18 protein-coding genes are annotated in these 17,506 nt (G+C 69.7%); 4 read left to right on the forward strand and 14 right to left on the reverse strand.

What is annotated here, in order from left to right:
* Nucleotides 1-13: 13 nt before the first annotated feature.
* Complete coding sequence (locus FHW73_RS04680) at nt 14-769, forward strand: glutamine amidotransferase (RefSeq protein ID WP_183425560.1); 756 nt, start codon at nt 14-16, stop codon at nt 767-769.
* Nucleotides 770-871: 102 nt separating this feature from the next.
* On the opposite strand, the gene FHW73_RS04685 is transcribed toward FHW73_RS04680, so the two are convergent.
* From FHW73_RS04685 to FHW73_RS04725, 9 genes are all read right to left on the reverse strand, one after another.
* Nucleotides 872-1,096, reverse strand: a complete 225-nt coding sequence (locus FHW73_RS04685; RefSeq protein ID WP_183425561.1) for a hypothetical protein — start codon at nt 1,094-1,096, stop codon at nt 872-874.
* Nucleotides 1,093-1,845 carry a sulfurtransferase gene (locus tag FHW73_RS04690; RefSeq protein WP_183425562.1) on the reverse strand — a complete coding sequence of 251 codons (753 nt, stop codon included), beginning with the start codon at nt 1,843-1,845 and terminating at the stop codon, nt 1,093-1,095. The genes FHW73_RS04685 and FHW73_RS04690 overlap by 4 nt, the downstream gene beginning before the upstream one ends.
* A 346-nt stretch (nt 1,846-2,191) precedes the next feature.
* Nucleotides 2,192-3,751 (reverse strand): leucyl aminopeptidase, encoded by a 1,560-nt coding sequence (locus tag FHW73_RS04695; protein ID WP_183425563.1) that lies wholly within the window; start codon nt 3,749-3,751, stop codon nt 2,192-2,194.
* A gap of 109 nt (nt 3,752-3,860) precedes the next feature.
* Nucleotides 3,861-4,076 (reverse strand): hypothetical protein, encoded by a 216-nt coding sequence (locus FHW73_RS04700; protein ID WP_183425970.1) that lies wholly within the window; start codon nt 4,074-4,076, stop codon nt 3,861-3,863.
* 123 nt (nt 4,077-4,199) lie between these two features.
* Nucleotides 4,200-4,565, reverse strand: a complete 366-nt coding sequence (locus FHW73_RS04705; protein ID WP_183425564.1) for a DUF6164 family protein — start codon at nt 4,563-4,565, stop codon at nt 4,200-4,202.
* A gap of 68 nt (nt 4,566-4,633) precedes the next feature.
* Nucleotides 4,634-5,257, reverse strand: a complete 624-nt coding sequence (locus tag FHW73_RS04710; RefSeq protein ID WP_183425565.1) for a hypothetical protein — start codon at nt 5,255-5,257, stop codon at nt 4,634-4,636.
* Nucleotides 5,254-5,718: a DMT family transporter gene (locus FHW73_RS04715; RefSeq protein ID WP_183425566.1), complete on the reverse strand. Its 465-nt coding sequence runs from the start codon at nt 5,716-5,718 to the stop codon at nt 5,254-5,256. Before FHW73_RS04715 ends, FHW73_RS04710 begins: the two co-directional genes overlap by 4 nt.
* A gap of 29 nt (nt 5,719-5,747) precedes the next feature.
* Nucleotides 5,748-7,052, reverse strand: coding sequence for an MFS transporter (locus FHW73_RS04720; RefSeq protein ID WP_183425567.1), 1,305 nt, complete (start codon nt 7,050-7,052; stop codon nt 5,748-5,750).
* A gap of 453 nt (nt 7,053-7,505) precedes the next feature.
* Nucleotides 7,506-9,722 (reverse strand): TonB-dependent siderophore receptor, encoded by a 2,217-nt coding sequence (locus FHW73_RS04725; RefSeq protein WP_183425568.1) that lies wholly within the window; start codon nt 9,720-9,722, stop codon nt 7,506-7,508.
* Between the two features lie 297 nt (nt 9,723-10,019).
* Between FHW73_RS04725 and FHW73_RS04730 the strand changes: the two genes are divergently transcribed.
* Nucleotides 10,020-10,523 (forward strand): MarR family transcriptional regulator, encoded by a 504-nt coding sequence (locus tag FHW73_RS04730; RefSeq protein ID WP_183425569.1) that lies wholly within the window; start codon nt 10,020-10,022, stop codon nt 10,521-10,523.
* A complete protein-coding gene (locus FHW73_RS04735) occupies nt 10,520-11,296 on the forward strand; it encodes a DNA alkylation repair protein (protein WP_183425570.1) in 777 nt (258 codons plus the stop codon). The genes FHW73_RS04730 and FHW73_RS04735 overlap by 4 nt, the downstream gene beginning before the upstream one ends.
* 39 nt (nt 11,297-11,335) lie before the next feature.
* On the opposite strand, the gene FHW73_RS04740 is transcribed toward FHW73_RS04735, so the two are convergent.
* Complete coding sequence (locus tag FHW73_RS04740; protein ID WP_183425971.1) at nt 11,336-12,544, reverse strand: MFS transporter; 1,209 nt, start codon at nt 12,542-12,544, stop codon at nt 11,336-11,338.
* A gap of 130 nt (nt 12,545-12,674) precedes the next feature.
* Here FHW73_RS04740 and FHW73_RS04745 point away from each other — a divergent pair, with 130 nt between their 5' ends.
* Complete coding sequence (locus FHW73_RS04745; RefSeq protein ID WP_183425571.1) at nt 12,675-13,262, forward strand: TetR family transcriptional regulator; 588 nt, start codon at nt 12,675-12,677, stop codon at nt 13,260-13,262.
* Between the two features lie 118 nt (nt 13,263-13,380).
* On the opposite strand, the gene FHW73_RS04750 is transcribed toward FHW73_RS04745, so the two are convergent.
* From FHW73_RS04750 to FHW73_RS04765, 4 genes are all read right to left on the reverse strand, one after another.
* A complete protein-coding gene (locus tag FHW73_RS04750; protein WP_183425572.1) occupies nt 13,381-13,839 on the reverse strand; it encodes a PA2169 family four-helix-bundle protein in 459 nt (152 codons plus the stop codon).
* A 258-nt stretch (nt 13,840-14,097) separates the two neighbouring features.
* Nucleotides 14,098-16,143, reverse strand: coding sequence for a S9 family peptidase (locus FHW73_RS04755; protein ID WP_183425573.1), 2,046 nt, complete (start codon nt 16,141-16,143; stop codon nt 14,098-14,100).
* A gap of 132 nt (nt 16,144-16,275) precedes the next feature.
* Nucleotides 16,276-16,599: a DUF2834 domain-containing protein gene (locus tag FHW73_RS04760; RefSeq protein WP_183425574.1), complete on the reverse strand. Its 324-nt coding sequence runs from the start codon at nt 16,597-16,599 to the stop codon at nt 16,276-16,278.
* A 90-nt stretch (nt 16,600-16,689) separates the two neighbouring features.
* Entirely contained in the window at nt 16,690-17,499 is an 810-nt protein-coding gene (locus FHW73_RS04765; RefSeq protein WP_183425575.1) for a transferase, read from the reverse strand.
* Nucleotides 17,500-17,506: the final 7 nt, after the last annotated feature.

A 17,506-nucleotide genomic window follows, 5' to 3' on the forward strand; every position in this document is an offset into this window, starting at 1 on the left:
CTAGAATCGGGGGATGCCCCGCATTCTTGTCTTCCAGCATGTCGCCGCCGAGCCGTTGGGGACGCTTGATCCGCTGATCCGCCGGCGTGGGCACCGGATCCGCTTCGTCAACTTCGAGCGCGAGCCCGATGCGCAGCCCAATGTCGACCGCTACCGCGGCCTGATCGTGCTGGGCGGTCCGATGAACGTCGAGGACCGGCATGCGCGGGCGCACCTGCTGACCGAGTTGCGCGCGATCGAGCGCATGCTCGAACTCGGCCGTCCGGTGTTGGGCATCTGCCTGGGCGCGCAGTTGCTGGCGCACGTGCTCGGCGCGCCGGTGCGGCGCATCGCGCGGCCGGAGATCGGCTGGTACCCGCTGCGCAGCACCGAGGCCGGGCTCGGCGACCCCGTGCTCGCCCCGCTCGGCGCAGGCGCGCCGGTGTTCCAGTGGCATGGCCGGCATTTCGAAATCCCCAGCAGCGCCGTGCACCTGGCGCGCACCGACAGTTGCGAGCAGCAGGCCTTCCGCTACGGCGACAACGCCTACGGGTTCCAGTTCCATCTGGAGATGGACGCGCCGCTGATCGAACGCTGGCTCGGGACGCCGGCCTATCGCGACGAACTCGCCAGCGCCGGCCTGCCGCACGATGCTGAGGCGATCCGCGCACTCACCGCTCAGCACATCGCGCCGATGCAGACGCGCGCCGAAGCGGTGTTCAACACCTTTCTCGACCTGGTTGGCCGGCCCGATCGCCGCTTCGTGCTGCCGTCGCGGGAGTTCGGCTGAGCGGAAGCACCCGCGTTGCAGGGAAGGCCAGAGCCCTACCTCCCCCGCCTGCGGGGGAGGTCGACGCGCACCGCGCGTCGGGTGGGGGTTCGGGCTTGCCGCTTACAGCCGTCCCCCGATCTCCGGCAGCGACACATCCGGCAGCCGGACGTCCGGCCCCAGCACGTGCCAGACCTCGGCCAGCGGCGGCCAGCCGAAGTACGGCGCCAGCCACCAGTAGGCCGCGACCAGGATCAACCCGGTCACCAGCAGCCGCAGCACCACGCCCGCGACCTTGAACGCGAGCCAGATACCGACGATGACCAGCACGAAGCCGAGCCAGCTCATGCGGCCTCCACGCCGTCGTGCAGGGGGCGCAGCGCGGGATCGAGCGCGACGCGATCGTCGAACACGAAGCAGCGGCCGTCGTAGCCGAAGCCGCCCACGCGCTCGAAGTAGCCCAGGATGCCGCCGTCGAGTTGCAGCACGTTGTTCATGCCGTCGGCGCGCATCCAAAGCGCCGCTTTCTCGCAACGGATGCCGCCGGTGCAGAAACTCACGACGGTCGCATCGCGCAACGCGTCGCGGTGCGGCACGAGCGCATCGGGCAGCTCGGTGAAGTTGTCGATCGGCAGGGTCAGCGCGCCGGCGAAGCTGCCATGGGCGACTTCCTCGCGGTTGCGCGTGTCGAGCAGCACCAGCCGGCGACCCGCGTCGTCGTGGCCCTGCGCGATCCAGCGCGCCAGGTCCTCGGGCGCGACGTCGGGCGCGCGCGCCGGTGCGGCCAAGGGCATCGCGTCGGGCCGGCGGAAGCTGATGATCTCGGATTTGACCTTGACCTTCAGCCGCGCGAACGGCACCGCTTCACTGCGGCTGCGCTTGATCTGCAGCGTGGCGAAGCGCGGGTCTGCGCGTACGGCGTCGACCAGCGTGTCGATCGCCTCGACGCGGCCGGCCAGGAACAGGTTGATGCCCTCAGGCGCGACAAGCACCGTACCGCGCAGTTCGCCGGCTTCGGCCAGCGCGCGCAGCCAGTCGGCGACGGCAGTGGGGTCGTCGATGGCGACAAAGTGGTAGGCGGCGAGGTTGTCGATCATGGGCGCAATTGTAGCGGGCCCGCCCACGGCCCCTGCGCCGAATTGCGCCCCCTGCGGGAACCGGTTGAAAGCGCGCGAACGATCGGGGCGCCAAGCAACCGGAGCGTGACATGTGAGCCGATCTCGGGGGTCGAGACGTTCCGCCAGCGGTCCATCCCCCCACCCCAGCCCTCCCCCGCGTTGCGGAGGAGGGAGCACGATCGCAATGGCGTGCAGTTGCTGCGGGACAGCCTCTCCCGCGCCGCGGTGTGGGGGAGCACGATCGCATCGGCGTGCCGTTGTTGCGGGACAGCCTCCCGCGCCGCGGGGAGGGAGCGCGATTGCAGTGGCGCGCGGTGGCTGGACCTCAGCGCTCGTAATTCTGCCGAACGAAGCGGTCGAACAGCCGCACACCGAAAGCAGAGGCGCCGGCCGGGGTTGTCGACAGTTCGTTGCCGTCGCGCCAGGCCATGCCGGCGATGTCCAGATGCGCCCACGCGCGACCCGGATCGATCCATTCGCCGATGAAATGCGCCGCCGTGCCCGAGCCCGGGCGGCCGCCGCCGTTGCGCAGGTCGGCGATCGGCGACTCGAGCAGTTTGCCGTAGCCCGGATGCATCGGCATGCGCCAGACCGGCTCACCGGCGGCCTGGCCGGCGGCGGTCAGCTGTGCGGCCAGGGCATTGTCGCGGGTGAACAGGCCGGCGTAGTCATTGCCCAGCGCGGTGACGATCGCGCCGGTCAGCGTGGCGATGTCGACGATCACCCGCGGGTTGTCCTGACGCTGCACATACCACAGCGCATCGACCAGCACCATGCGCCCTTCGGCATCGGTGCTCATGATTTCGTAGGTCTTGCCGGACGCCGTGCGCACCACGTCGCCGGGGCGCGCGGCAGTGCCCGAGGGCATGTTCTCGGCGAGCGCGGCGACAGCCACGGCGTTGACCTTGGCGTTGCGGCCCGCGAGTGCGAGCACGGCGCCGGTCGCGCTGGCCGCGCCGGTCATGTCGTACTTCATGCGCCACATGTTGTCGCTGCCCTTGATCGAGATGCCGCCGGTGTCGAAGGTGATGCCCTTGCCGACGAACGCGACCGGCGCCTCGCCGCGCGTGCCCCCGTTGTAGCGCACGACCATCAGCCGCGGCGGTCGCGCACTGCCCTGCCCCACGGCCAGCAGGCTGCCCATGCCCAGCTTCTCCATCGCCGGCACGTCGAGCACCTCGATGCTGACGTTCGCCTTGCCGGCGAAGGCTGCACGCGTGCGCGCGACGAACTCTTCCGGGTACAGCACGTTGGCCGGCTCGGTGACGAGATCGCGCGCGAACGCCACACCCTCGGCCACCGCCTTCCAGTCGCCGTCCCACTGGCGCGCGGCTTCGGCGCCGGCGGGACTGCGCACGACCAGGGTGCCGGTGCCGGTTGCCTCGGTATCGCCACCGCTGCGGTATTTGTCGAAGCGGTACTGGCCCAGCGCCGCGCCAAACGCGAGTTGCGCGGCCGCGCCCGGTTCGGCGCCCTCCCACAGCACGTCGACCTGCGGCGCTCGACTGCGCGCGGCAAACCGTCCGACGAGGCCGCCGACGTCCTCGATCCGGCGCGCATCGGGCGTGCCTGCCCCGGTCCCGATCAGCAGCACGCGGTCGTAGCCGGCGATCCCCGGCAGGTCGAGCTGGCTGTCGGCCCTGCCGCTGAAGCCCGCCGCAGCGATGGCCCGCGAGAGTGCGCCCTGGCTGGCGGCGTCGATCCGCGCGAACGCACCGTCGCGCACAGCGCCCTCGGCCACTTCCGGGACCGCCAGCACCAGCGTGCCACCGGCCGGGGCCTGTGCGCTGTCGAAGCGGATGTCGCGCTGCGCGGCGGCAGGCAGGGCGAAGGTCGCGATCAGGCTCGCGAGCAGCAGCGGCTGCAGCGGTCGGGGTCGACGCATGGAATCTCCGAAAGGCGATGGGGCGGGCCCGCATGCGCGGGCAACCATCGACCTTAACAATCCCGGCGCACCCGGCGCCGTGCCGATGGTCATGCCCGGCGGACCGCGCTCACGCTTTCGGAGAGCCATCCTTCGCGAGATGGCGGCTGGCCCACATGTTGTCGACGAGGTTGGGATAACGCCGACCGTGCTCATCGGCGCGCTGCTGCGCCGCATCCTTCTGCGCTGTGCTCAGCCGGGTACGTGCGGCTCGCGGCTTCGGGTTCGGCCGCGTCCACGGCTTGCTCTTGGGCTTGGGCTGCGCGCGGGTCGGCGTGCCGGACATGACGATGCGCTCATCGAGTGCGAAGGAGAGCCCGTCCCCGTCCGCCGGCAGCAATGCCGGCCAGGACGACGACGGGACGATCAGAGCGTGCGACGACCGGCGTCGCATCGGCGTGACGTGGCGTCAGCGCGAGAGCATGTAGCCGGGCACGGCCATCAACCCGATCAGCACCACGATCGCGACGACGATCAGCACCACCCGCAGCGGATCGGCCCGCACGATGTCGGCGAAGGTCTCGGCGGTGCCCTCGCGTTCTGCCTGCGCCTGGGCTGCGCGCGCCTGCGTCTGGCGCTTGGCCTGGTAGTCGGCCATCAGCGCTTTGGCGCGCGGCAGGTCGTCGTTGTCGCGCAGCCAGATCCCGCCCTGCGAGATGCCGAACGGGCTGGGCCGGGTCTGGTACCAGTCGATGCGCGCCTCGTCGAGGAAGGCGCGCACATCGGCGGCCTCGTCCTCGGGCACGTAGCGCAGGTTGAGCAGCAGTTTGGCCATGGGCGATCGGAGAAGACGGAGACGGCGGCGCCGCTGCAGCGGCAGCGTGCGGCGATGATAGCCCGGCCTCAGCGCTTGGTCGTCACCGCACGGCGCAGGTTGTGGCGTGCCTGCGCATCGAGCCGGGCATGGAAGCCGTCGTCAAGGTACAGCCGATCGCGCGCCAGCAGCGACTTGAGAAAGCGGCGACGGTTGAGCGCGTAGAGCCAACGCGGCACGTGGCGGTACTCGGACGCGATGCCGCGGTCGTAGGCATCGAATGCGGTCGGCTCGGCGCCGAGGATCGCCATATCGCAGTCGAGGAAGCGCCGGGTGTCGTCGCCCTGCGCATCGTGCGGGAAGTCGTCCGGCGCGAGGCTGCCGTGGCGCGCGGTGAGTTGGATCAGCTCGATCACGCGTGCGGTATCGACGCCCGCCTCGGGCAGCCAACGCGCGATCGCATCGGCCGCCAACTGCGCCGAGCGGGCCTCGTTGTCGCTGCGGCCGGCCTCGTAGATCGCGTCGTGATAGAGCACCGCCAGCCACACCTCGACCGGCTGCGCCCAGCCCTCATCCGCGGCGACGGCGTCGTAGTGGCGCAGCAGTTCGGCCACATGCTCGAGGTTGTGATAGGCGCGCGGCGGTGTGGCGTAGGCGGTCTCCAACGCCGCCCGCATCGGCGGTGGCAACACGATCGGGTCCGGTCGGGTCATGTCGCCACCCGCCACGGCCGCACCACCAGCAGCGCGCCGATGCCCACCAGCACCGCGCCAACGACGCGCATCGCGTCGATCGGGCGCGGCTGCGAGAGCACGCCGAAATGATCGACCAGCAGCGAGCCGACCAGTTGCCCGGCCACGATCAGGCAGATCATCCCGGCCGCACCGAGCCGCGGCACCAGCAAGGTGCCGCTGAACACGAACACCGCGCCGATCAGCCCGCCCAGCCACAGCCACGGCGGCAACGCGGCGAGCTCGCGCAGCGTCGGCCAGGGCGTGCGGCTGGCGGCGAGCGCAATGCCGAGCGCGCAGGTGCCGACAGCAAAGGAAACGAAGGACGCGAACAGCGCGCCGTGGGTCAACGCGCCCAGGCGTGCATTGAGCAATGCCTGCAAAGGCAACGCCATGCCCACGACCGCGGCGAGCGCGATGCTGGACCACAGCCAGATGTTCATGCGGGACTCCGGCACGGCGGCGGATCAGTCTACGTGCCGCGGCCGGCGTCTGCGCGCGCGCTTGCCGCCGGGCGGTCGCGCGGCAAGGCCAGCAGTGCGCCCAGACTCAACAGCGCCGCCACCGCGAGGTAGGCGCCGACCGCCTGCAGGCCGAAGCGCCCGCCCAGCCACGTCGCCAGGTACGGCGCGAGCGAAGCGCCGAAGATACCGGCCAGATTGAACGCCAGCGAGGCGCCGGTGTAACGCACGGTGGCGGGGAACAGTTCGGCCAACAGCGTGCCGACCGGGCCATAGGTCAGGCCCATCAGCGCCAGGCCGAGCATCAGGAACGCAAGTGTGGCGCCGGGGCTGCCGGCGACGAACAACGGCGCAAAGCCCAGCAGGCCGAACAGCGCGATCGCGATGCTGGCCAGGATCATCGTGCGACGACGACCGACGCGATCGGCATACAGCGCCGAGACTGGAATCGTCGCGGCGAAGCACAGCACGCCGACCAGTTGCAGCAGCAGGAACTGCTCACGGGTATAGCCAAGCTGCGCGGTGCCCCAGCTCAGCGCGAAGACCGTCATCAGATAGAACAGCACGAACGTCGCCAGCGCCAGCAGCGTACCCAGCACCACGCCACGGCCATGGCGCAGCAGCACTTCGCGCATCGGCAGGCGCACCCGCGCATGGCGGTCGAGCACGCGCTGGAAATCGGGCGTTTCGGTGATGCGCAGGCGCACCCACAGACCGACGAGCACCAGCAGGGCACTGGCCAGGAACGGAATGCGCCAGCCCCAGGCGAGGAACGCGGCCTCGTCCATCAGCCGGCCAAGCAACAGGAAGGTGGAGGTCGACAGGAAGAAGCCCAGCGGCGCGCCGAGCTGAGGAAACATGCCGTACCAGGCGCGCTTGCCCGGTGGCGCATTCTCGGTCGCCAGCAGCACCGCCCCACCCCACTCGCCGCCCAGTCCCAGGCCCTGGCCGAAGCGGCACAGCGCCAGCGCGATCGGCGCGGCGATGCCGATCTGGGCGTGCGTGGGCAGCAGGCCGATGACGACGGTGGAGATGCCCATCGTCAGCAGCGCGGCGACGAGCGTGGCCTTGCGACCGATGCGGTCGCCATAGTGGCCGAAGACCGCCGAACCGATCGGGCGGGCGATGAACGCCAACGCGAACGTGGCGAGCGATTGCAGCGTGGCCGCGGCCGGATCGGCGTCGGGAAAGAACAGCGCCGGAAACACCAGCACCGCGGCCGTGGCGTAGATATAGAAGTCGAAGAACTCGATGGTCGTGCCGATCAGGCTGGCGAACAGCACACGGCCTTTCGAGTTGGGCGGCGTCGTGGACATGGCGAAAGCGGCGCGGGGGGAGCCGGCATTCTGGACAGGACGGGCCGTGGCTTGCAAAGGTGCGGACTGCGCCGCGTCCCCTCACCCGCCTGCGGCGGAATTCGACACGCGCAGCGTGTCGGGTGGGGCGCGGGCTCGGCGCGGAAAGCGCCCCCCATCCCAGCCTTCCACCCGAAAAGTGCGCAATGCCCCGCAACGCGGGGAGGCGCCAGGCACCGCACACGATCACCTCCCCCGCGCGCGGGGGAGGTCGACACGCGCAGCGTGTCGGGTGGGGCGCGGGCTCGGCGCGGAAAGCGCCCCCCATCCCAGCCTTCCACCCGAAAAGGGCGCAATGCCCCGCAACGCGGGGAGGCGCCAGGCACTGCACACGATCACCTCCCCCGCGTGCGGGGGAGGTCGACACGCGCAGCGTGTCGGGTGGGGGCACGGGCCCGCCCGACACGCCCCCGATCAGAACGTCGTACGCAGCGACAGCGTGACGTTGCGCGGCTCGCCGTAGAAGTTGCCGCGGCCGGTGGCGGAGATGCGGGTGTAGTAGACCTTGTCGAACAGGTTGCCCACGTTCAAGCGCACGGTCAGGTTGTCACGCACCCGGTACCCCACCAGCGCATCGACCACGGCGTAGCCGCCTTGCCGCACCACGGTCGGCACGGCCGCCTCCGCAATGCCGCCCTCGACCGGCGAGTACCAGTTCACGCCCGCCCCCAGCTGCAATCCCGCCAGCACGCCGGCGGTCACGTCGTAGTGCGTGAACAGCTTCAGGCCGTGCTTGGGCGAGATCCGCGTGAACGGCCGGTTCTCGTTGGTGGTGTCCTTCGCATAGGCGTTGATGTTGTAGGCGTAGCCGCCGAAGATCGACCAGTTGTCGGTGATGCGGCCGTTGGCTTCGAGTTCGACGCCCTTCGATTCCACCTCGCCTTCGGCGACGTAGAAGCCCTCGTTGTCGGGATCGGGCTGGGCGCGGCCGACCTGGTCGATGCGATAGGCGGCTGCGCTGAGCAGCAGGCGACCGTCCATCAGCGCGCCCTTGACGCCGCCTTCCCACTGCTCGCCGCGCGAGGGATCGATCAATCTGCCGTCGGCGGTGCGGTTCTGCTGCGGCTGCAGGCTCTCGACGTAGCTGCCATAGGCCGTCCACTGCGTGCTCAACGCGTAGGTCAGGCCGGCGAACGGCGTGACTTCCGACGGCATGCGGTTCTCGGTCCACGGCCCCAGACGCACCGGCTGCGGATTGCTCAGGCTGGGACGGTCGCGGGTGAAGCCGTCGCGCTGTTCGATCTGCCACTGACTCAGGCGCGCGCCGGCCAACAGGTGCAGGTGCTCGCTCAGGCTCAGGTTGGCATGGCCGTACACGCCCCACTGGCGGGTCTTGCTCAGGCCCCCGCTGTTGGGCTGGTAGGCCGGACGCGGGATCGCGGTATCGGGATTGAACACGTCGATGCGCGCGAACGCACTGTCGCGCCATTCGACGTAGCTGTAGTCGCTCTTCTGCAGGTCGGCGCCGATCAGCACGTCATGGTCGCGACCGAACAGTTCGAACGCGCCGCCGACGTTGACGTCGACACTGGTCCAGCGCTCGGTGGTGTCGCCGTAGTAGGCGATCTGGTTGACCCAGCCGTTGTCCGGCCGGACCGCGCCGTTGCCGACGTAGGCGTAGTAGTTCTCGGACTCGTCGCGGGCACGCTGGAACGTGACCTTGGCGCGCCAGTCCTCGCCCAGACGCCAGTCGAGTTCGGCAAAGCCGACGAGGCTCTGGCTGTCGAGCGCGTTCCAGTCGGCGCCCAGATACGTGGACCGCCGGACCGGCAGCAGACCGCCGCCCACGTAGCCCGGCAGGCCGGTCTGGATCGGCGCCAGGTAATCCTGATAGTGCGCACCGACGGTCAGCGTGGCGGCGTCGCCCAGGTCCAGCGAGGTCACGCCATAGGCGACGTAGCGCTCGCGGCGGCCGACGTCGTAGAACATGTCGGATTCGTGCGCCGAGGCCGCGAAGCGGCCGCGCAGTTGCCCACCCTCGACCAGCGGCCCGCCGACATCGATCTCGGCGCGGGTGTTGTCCCAGCTGCCGGCCAGCAGCGCGCCGCTGGCGTGGAAGGTGTGTTGCGGGCGCTTGCGCACGAGGTTGATCGCGCCGCCGGGCTGCGCGGCACCGGAGAACAGGCTCGATGCACCGCGCAGGACCTCGACACTCTCGTATACGGTCAGGTCCGGGCGCGGCCCCGGATAGCCGGTCGAGGGCACGCCATCGATGAGATAGGTGCTGATGTTGAACCCGCGCGAGATGTAGGTCTGCCCCTCGGAGCTGACGCCCGTCACCGTGATGCCCGGCGTCTGCAGTAGCGCGTCCTCGAGCGTGTAGAGATTGCGCAGCTCGATCTGCTCGCGCGAGATCACCGAGATCGTCTGCGGAATGTCCTTCAGGTCCACCGCCTGCTTGATCCCGGCCGCGTAGCGCGTGCCGTGCACGTCCACCTGGTCGAGCGAGGTCGCATCCGCGTACCGGCCGCTGTCGTTGTCTTCGGCCTGCGCCAGCAGCGGCGCGGCCGCCACGAGCACCCCGAGCGCCAGCGCCAATGGACGACGGGCCGGCGGCGCAGTCGTGGCGACGGCGCAGCCGAGCACGGGGGACGTGGTGGGGCGGACAGGTCGAGCGGTACAACGGGACATGGGGGTTCCTTAGGACGGGCAAAAGGCGGCACGCGTCGCGCGCCAAAGCGACGCGACGGGTGGCAGGGAGGGCTGGCCGGTGCGAGCGGTCTCGCACGGGTGGCGACTGCGACGGATCAGCGCCGTATGCATGCGCCGATACGAGAATGATTATCGTTCGTTAACGAACTGTCAACGCTCCACTTCACTTCTGGCCGAGCCGGCGCGCTTGGGCCGCAGCTGTGATGACGCTGCCACGGTCGACACCTCGGCACGTCGCGGCTATGATTAGCCGCCATATCATCTGGCGGCACCCTTATGGAATTGGCGCAGAAGTACAGGGCATTGCTGCAGGAAGCCGAGCATCGGCAACTCCCGGATGTCGACGGCATGGCCCTGTGCTTCCAGACACTGTCATTGGCCGCAGCGATCGATCGCGATTGCGCCGCGCTGCTGGCCCCCCATGGCCTGTCGGAAGGGCGCTTTGTGCTGCTCTTCCTGCTCCAGGCCGGCGACGGGCTGGCCCCGCATGCACTGGCCGAACGCGCGGGCGTCACCCGCGCCACCGTCACCGGGCTGCTTGACGGCCTGGCACGCAACGGCCTGATCGAACGCCGGGCCGATCCCCATGATCGCCGCGCCCTGCGCATCCACCTCACCCGCAAGGGCAAACAGCGGGCGCGTCAGGTGTTCGATGCGCACACGCGGTGGATCGCCAGCCTGTTCGGTGGATTGAGCGCAAGCGAGTGCACGCAGTTGGCGACGCTGCTGGACAAGGTCGCAACGCGGCTGCCCCATGCCCTGGAGGCGGCGACGCGATGAGCGCGCCAATCCGTCGCACAGGCGCCACCCGCAGCGCCGACATCCCGGCCGACGTGCTCGAGGCGCTGTCGCTCGGCACGCTGTCCAGTGCGACGCTGGCCGAAGGTCTCGCGCTCGATCAGGCTCGGCTGCTGCGGGCGGTCTTTCCGGACTTGCCGCCGCACGCGCTGGCCAAGGCGGATGCCGCCTGCGGGATCGGCATCCTCAAGCGCATGCACGCGATCGCCGGGATGCTGCTGCAGGCCTTGGGCCCGACCAGCATTGCGCGCTGCCAGGCGCATGCCGCCGACACCGTGCGCGGCTGGGCCTGTTTCATGATCGGGCAGCAGCTGGACCTCGACCTGCCCGGCCGGCTGCAAGCGATCCGACCGTTGGCCGACGACCCGCACTTTGGCGTGCGCGAATGGGCCTGGATGGCGGTTCGCCCGCATCTGGCCCGGGACCTGGAGGCAGCCATCACGGAGTTGACTCCTTGGACCGCCTCGCCATCCGAGCGACTGCGCCGTTTCGCCAGCGAAGCCTTGCGCCCGCGCGGCGTCTGGTGCGCGCACATCCCGGCACTCAAGCAGCAGCCGCAGACCGCGTTGCCCATCCTCGAACCGCTCCACGCCGACCCCGCCACCTACGTCCAGGACTCGGTGGCGAACTGGCTCAACGATGCGGCAAAGGATCGCCCCGACTGGGTGCGCGCGCTCTGCGCGCACTGGCGCCAGGGACAGCCGACCGAGGCCACGCGTCGCATCTGCACCCGCGCCCTGCGCAGCCTGCGCTGACCGGTCACGACCGGCGCCACACGCTCGCGATGCCGCGCGTCACACGAGCTCGCCGGCCTGCGCGCCGCATCCGCGCAGGCGGACGCTGGCCCACAACGCGAACAGCAGCACCGCGGCGCCAGCCACCAGTCCAACGGCGAAGCCGACGCGCGTGCCGCTGTGATCGACGACCTGTCCGGACGCCGCCGCCCCCAGCGCCACGCCGACATTCAGGCCGGCCAGCAGCCAGGTCATGCCTTCGGTCAATCGGCGCGCCGGCACCACCCGCTCAATCAGCGACATGGCCACGATCATCGTGGGCGCGAAAAAGAGCCCGGCGACGAAGACCGCACCTGCCAGTGCGCCGATGCTGTCGACCAGCAGCAAGGGCAACGTCGTCGCGGCCGTCGCCAGCCCGCCGGCCAGCAGTTGCCGATGCAGCGACATCGGGACGCGCACGGCGCCGAACAGCAATCCGGCCAGACACGATCCGAAGGCATAGGCCGACAGCACCAGGCTCGCAGCAGCGGGCTGGCCCATCTGCCCGGCGAACGCCACGCTCACGATATCCACCGTGCCGACGATGACGCCCATTGCCAGCATCAGCAGCGCCAGCAACCGCACTTCAGTCAGGCGGATCACCGATGCCGAACGATCATCGCCGCACGCCTGCCCGGCGGCTGGCGGTTCGGTGCCACGCTGCACGACCAGCGCCGCCGTGCCCAGGGCCAGCAACAGCGCCGTCGCCAGCAGCCCGGCCTGGGGCCAGACGACCACCGACAGGCCCACCGACAGCGGCGGACCCGCGATGAAGACGACCTCATCGAGCACTGTTTCCAGCGAGTACGCGGTCTGCAGCCGCGGCTGCCCACGATAGATCGCCGTCCAGCGCGCCCGCACCATCGCCGACATGCTCGGCATGCAGCCGGCCAGCAGCGCGCCCGGAAACAGTGCCCAGTCGGCGACGGGCCAGTGGGATCCTGCGATCAGCAGCACAAAGCCGGCAACGCTGATCGCGGTCGCGATCGGCAAGACGCGGTGTTGCCCGTACTGGTCCACCCATCTGGAGATCTGCGGCGACAGCAGCGCGTAGGTCAGCACGAACGTCGCCGACACCGCGCCCGCGAGCGCATAGCTGCCGCGCAGTTGCGCCAGCATCGTGATGATGCCGATGCCGGCCATCGGCAACGGGAGTCGGGCCAGCGCTCCGGCCAGCACCAGCCCCCGGGTGCCGGGCGCGGCGAACAGGTCGACATAGGGATTGCGCACACGGGCCTCCTGGATGCGCTTGCCGAGGTCGAGCGGCAAGCAGACAATACATACATCGCGTATGAATCCAATCGTAGATTCATACGCATCGTATGTAAACACCACTGTGCCGGTATCGAGGAGATGGGCGATGGCGCGTCGCACCCGCGCGGAGATGGAGAAAACCCGAACGGCCTTGCTGGCCGCCGCCCGCGACGCATTCGCTCGCCATGGCTATGCCGAGGCGTCGATGGATGCGCTCACCGCGCAGGCCGGCCTCACCCGGGGCGCGCTGTACCACCACTTCGGCGATAAGCCGGGCCTGCTGGCCGCCGTGGTCGCGCAGATCGATGCCGAGATGGACGCGCGCCTGCACGCGCTCTCCGAGGCGGCCGATACGCCCTGGACCGGACTCACCAGCCGCTGCCGCGCCTATCTGGAAATGGCCCTGGAACCGGAGATTCAGCAGGTCGTGCTACGCGATGCCCGGATCGTGCTGGGCGGCGCATCGGCACAATCGCAGCGCGCGTGCATCGCATCGATGCAGGGCCTGCTCGAAGCGCTGATGGCACAAGGCGTCGTCGCCACGACCGATCCGCAGGCGCTGGCCGCGTTGATTCACGGCAGCCTGGCCGAGGCTGCGTTCTGGATTGCGACCGGCGACGACGGCCCCACACGACTGGCGCGAAGTCTCGATGCGCTGGACCTGTTGCTGCGCGGGTTGCTGCGCGTCGACTGAAGGTTGCGCATTTGCTCGTCAGAGAGCGAATGCCTGGCCACGAGCCACAAAAAAGCCCCGGCGCGAGCCGGGGCTTGGAAGCAACCATGTCAGCCGGTCCGAGACACCGGCCGAAGCATCAGCCGCGGTCCTTGAGCGCCTTGAGCGCATGCTTGCGGGCGCGCAGCTCGTCGTGGGTCGCACGGACCTCCGGCAGCAGACGGGTCACGACATCGCGCGCGGCCGGCGGCGTGTCGGCGTCGCGGGCGGCTTCATCGAATGCCTCGAGCAGGCGGTCTTCCGACTCTTCCAGCTCGGCGACGTAGCCATATTCCTTGTCGCCGAAGGCGGCGCGGACCTTGCCGTAGAACTGCTGCAGGGTGCCGACCATCGTGCCCGAGGTCTCCGGCTTGCCGCCGACGGCCTGCACCGCGGCGCTCAGGTCGGTGACCAGCTGCGACTTGTGCGCGGCGATGCGCGAGAACAGCGTCTTGAGTTCGGCGTGATCGACCTTCTGCGCAGCCTCCTCGTAGAAATCCTTGCCGTCGCGGGCGATGGCGATAAGGTCGTTGAGCGTATGCGCGGACTTGTTGGTCATCTGGGTCTCCGATCGAATGAGGGATGGCGCGGCGTGATCGCGATCAGGGCCGCGGGCCGCATCGTCCAGGCGGGCAATGACTGCGCGTTGCCGTGGAGCGATGGCGCCTACCCTAGCCACGCGTCGGGCAAGGACACGTGACGCGCGAGCGACGATCTTGTGAAAGCGCGACCGCCCTGCATGCGCTTGCGCGGCGGCTGCCGTCCCAGGCGTGCGCCCTCCCGATGCATCGGGAAGGACGCGGCCTCGATACAGATCTCAGCGCGTGGCGTCCGCCTTCGGCAGCGCGTAATCGAGCTGGTAGGCCGGCGGTTCGCCGCCCGGTCCGGTCAGGTAGTGGCGCATCCACTGCACCAGGCGCAGCGAGTAGTCGTAGCGCGAGGCTCCGCGGCTGTTGCCATGGCCCTCGCCGGGATACAGCACCAGACGCACCGGGGCCTGGCTGGCCAGCTTGAGATACCGGTAGAGCATGTAGGACTGCATCACCGGCACGCGCGGGTCGGCCTCGCCGTGCAGGATCAGCGTCGGCGTGCGCGACTTCTGGGCATGCGTGATCGGGCTGGCCTGGCGGTACATCTCCGGGCTCTCCCACGGCCAGGTCTGCATGTGCACCTGGTACTGCTCGCGCGGGATGTCGCCGGTGGTGACCAGGCTGGCCTGGTCGGAGATGCCGACGAACATCACCGAAGCGGCGAAACGCTCGCTGTAGTACGTGGCGCCCCAGGCGCTGGCGTAGCCGCCGTAGGAGCCGCCGGTGATGCCGACCTTGTCGCGGTCCACCAGGCCGATGTCGATCAGATGATCGACGCCGTCGACCAGGTCGTCGAACTCTTCCATGCCCGGCCGGCCGTGGTCGAGCTTGGAGAACGCCACGCCGCGACCGGTGCTGGCGCGGTAGTTGGGGAAGAACGAGGCGAAGCCCTGCGCGGCCAGCGTCTGCGCCGGCTGCGCGTAGCTGTTGAGCCAACCGTTGACGTTGTGCGATTCCGGGCCGCCATGCACGACCACCACCAGCGGTACCCGCGCTTGGCCCCGACGCTCGAGTGGGTGCACCAACAGGCCTTCGAGCTCCAGGCCATCGCGCGCGGTGTAGCGCACGATCTCCTGCCGGGCCAGGCGCACATCGGCGAGCCACGGATTGCTGTCGGTCAACCGCCTGGGCTCGGCGCTGCCGGCGGCCAGGTGGAAGATCTCGGACGGATGCGCCGGCGTGCTGCCGACCAGGGCGACGTCGCCGTTGCGCGCCACGCTCAAGCCCATGTGCACCGGACCCGTGGCCCGCAGCAGCGTGCGCTGACCGGTGCCGTCCACACCGATCTCGGCCAGCCGGCTCTGCACGCCTTCCTGGCTCAGGAACACCAGCGTCGAGGCATCGCGCCAGCCGACATGCCAGACGTGGCCTTCGAGTCCGGGCAGCAGGTCGCGCTGCGCGCCGCCGCTCTTGCCGACCACGGTCAGCCGGCCTTCGCTCGGGTCGTTGGCGTCGGCGGCCGAGATGATCGCCAGGTGCTCGCCGTCCGGGCTCCAGGCGATCTCGCCGAGCTTGCCGGGATTGTCCACGCGCCCCAGTTCACGGCCTTCGACCGAATAGATGCGCACGCGTGCATCGACCATCATGTCGTCGGTGAGCTGGCGCGGGGCCACAACCACCGCCAGCCGATCGCCGGCCGGGCTCCAGCGCACGGTGCGCACGCTGCCGTCGATCGCGAGCTTGCGCGGCGATGCACTGCCGCCCAGCTCGGCGATCCACACTTCGACCGGGCGCCAGTCCTCCTCGTAGACCTTCTGCGAAAAGCCCTGCTCGCGCAGCTGCTTGCGTGCCGCGTCCTCGGGCTGCGCGGCCAGCAGCACGGCGCGGCGGCCGTCGGGCGAGAGATCGAAACTGCTGATGTCGCCGGCCAGGTGCGCGACCGCGGTCGATTCGCCGCCGCGCAGCGGGATCGTGTACAGCCGCCGGGTCGCGTCGCCTTCGCGCTTGCTCAGGTACGCGATCGACTGGCCATCGGGCAGCCAGCGCGGTGCGGACACATCGACCTGGCCGGTCACGAATCCACGGTCATGGCCTGCGCGGTCCACCACGTGCAACTCGCTGCGCGCCGGACCATCGGGGTCTTTGCCCAGGGCGCGTGGCACCGACAGGACGTAGGCCACTTCGCTGCCGTCGGGGCTGATCGCGGCCTGGTTCGCCGTCCGCGTCTGCGCCACCTGTTCGAGCGTCATGCCCGCGCTCTGGCGCGCGGCGACGGCCGGTGTCCCGGTCGCCAGCACCAGCGCGCAGGCGATCCCCATGATCCAACGTTGCATTCGGGTTCCCCGATCGAAAGACAGCCCCGGACTTTGACCGGCTTCGGCAGGGGGCGCAACGGCGCGCGGGCCGAGCGGCATCAAGACGCCGGGCGAAGCCGCGTCTGTCCACCACGCGCGCCCCATTCGACGCTATCGCAGGCGCCCGACAGCGGCCAGATGGCGCTCTCGCATCAGAAGGAACGCGGGCAAGGCGAGCGAAGGGCCGACAACCAAGCATCCAAGTGGAAGCCACAGCCTGCGCATCTGGATCCGTCGCCCTTCGACAACGATCAGCACGATGACGACGATTCCAGACACGAGCACATCCGCCCAGGCGAATGCGGAAACAGGGCTCGCCATTGCTTCAGACATCAATCGCGGAACATCGAGGCCATGCTGGGCAAGCCACGGCAGGAACCGCGAGAGCGGAAGCACAGCGCCCAACACGCATAGCGCGAGATAGATCAATTGCATGCTGTATCTCCCCATGTCCTCATCTGCGGCAGACACAAGCCGCCCATCTTCAAGCTTCCCATGCGCTGAACCGCGACGTGGCTCACATCGCTAGGGCGCGCGCGCGGCCATCGTCCTGTGCCGCACCACGCGCGCGGCGATACGCACAAACACCTCCGGCAACAACGCGCGTACCGGTTCGGGCACCCGCGCCACGAGCGCCTCGGCCTCCAATGCCGGCAGCGGGCCCCGCCAGGCAAAGGCGACCCGGTTACTCATCTTCGGCTCGTCGACCACCAGCACCTGCGCGTTTCCGAAGGCCTGTCGCAGCCGGGCCACGTGGGTCTCGGGATCGCGCACATACAGGTTGCAGGCCAGCACGCCATCGGCGACCAGCGCATCGCGACAGGCATCGTAGAACGCCTGGCTCGACAGTGCCGCCGGAATGCCGTGTTCGTCGTAGCCGTCGACCAACAGCAGGTCGAAACGCCCCGGACGCGACGCCACGAACCGCGCGCCGTCATCGATCACGACCTCCAGCCGCGTGTCGTCGGCCGGCACGCCGAACTCCGCGCGCAGCGCGACCACGTGCGGGTTGTTCTCGACCACCTCGATCCGCGTGTCCGGCAGCTGGCGATAGGCGAACTTGGCCTGCGAACCGCCCCCCAGGCCGATCATGCCCAGCACCGCCGGTGCCGGCTGCCACAACAGTGCGGCGAACATCGTGCGCGTGTAGTCGACCAGCAGCCGATCGGGATCGCCGCTGACCATGCGGCTCTGCGTCTGCCGCCGTACGAACTGCAGCGAGGTGAAGCCATCGTGCCGGCGCACATAGGGCCGCTTGGGTGCGCCGCGGCCGCGCCAATGCGCCAGCCATCGCGTCCACCACGACGCCCCCCCGGTGTCGTCCCCCTGCCCCATGCCGGCG

It is taken from the genome of Luteimonas sp. RC10 (assembly GCF_014192745.1).
Lineage (GTDB): Bacteria > Pseudomonadota > Gammaproteobacteria > Xanthomonadales > Xanthomonadaceae > Luteimonas.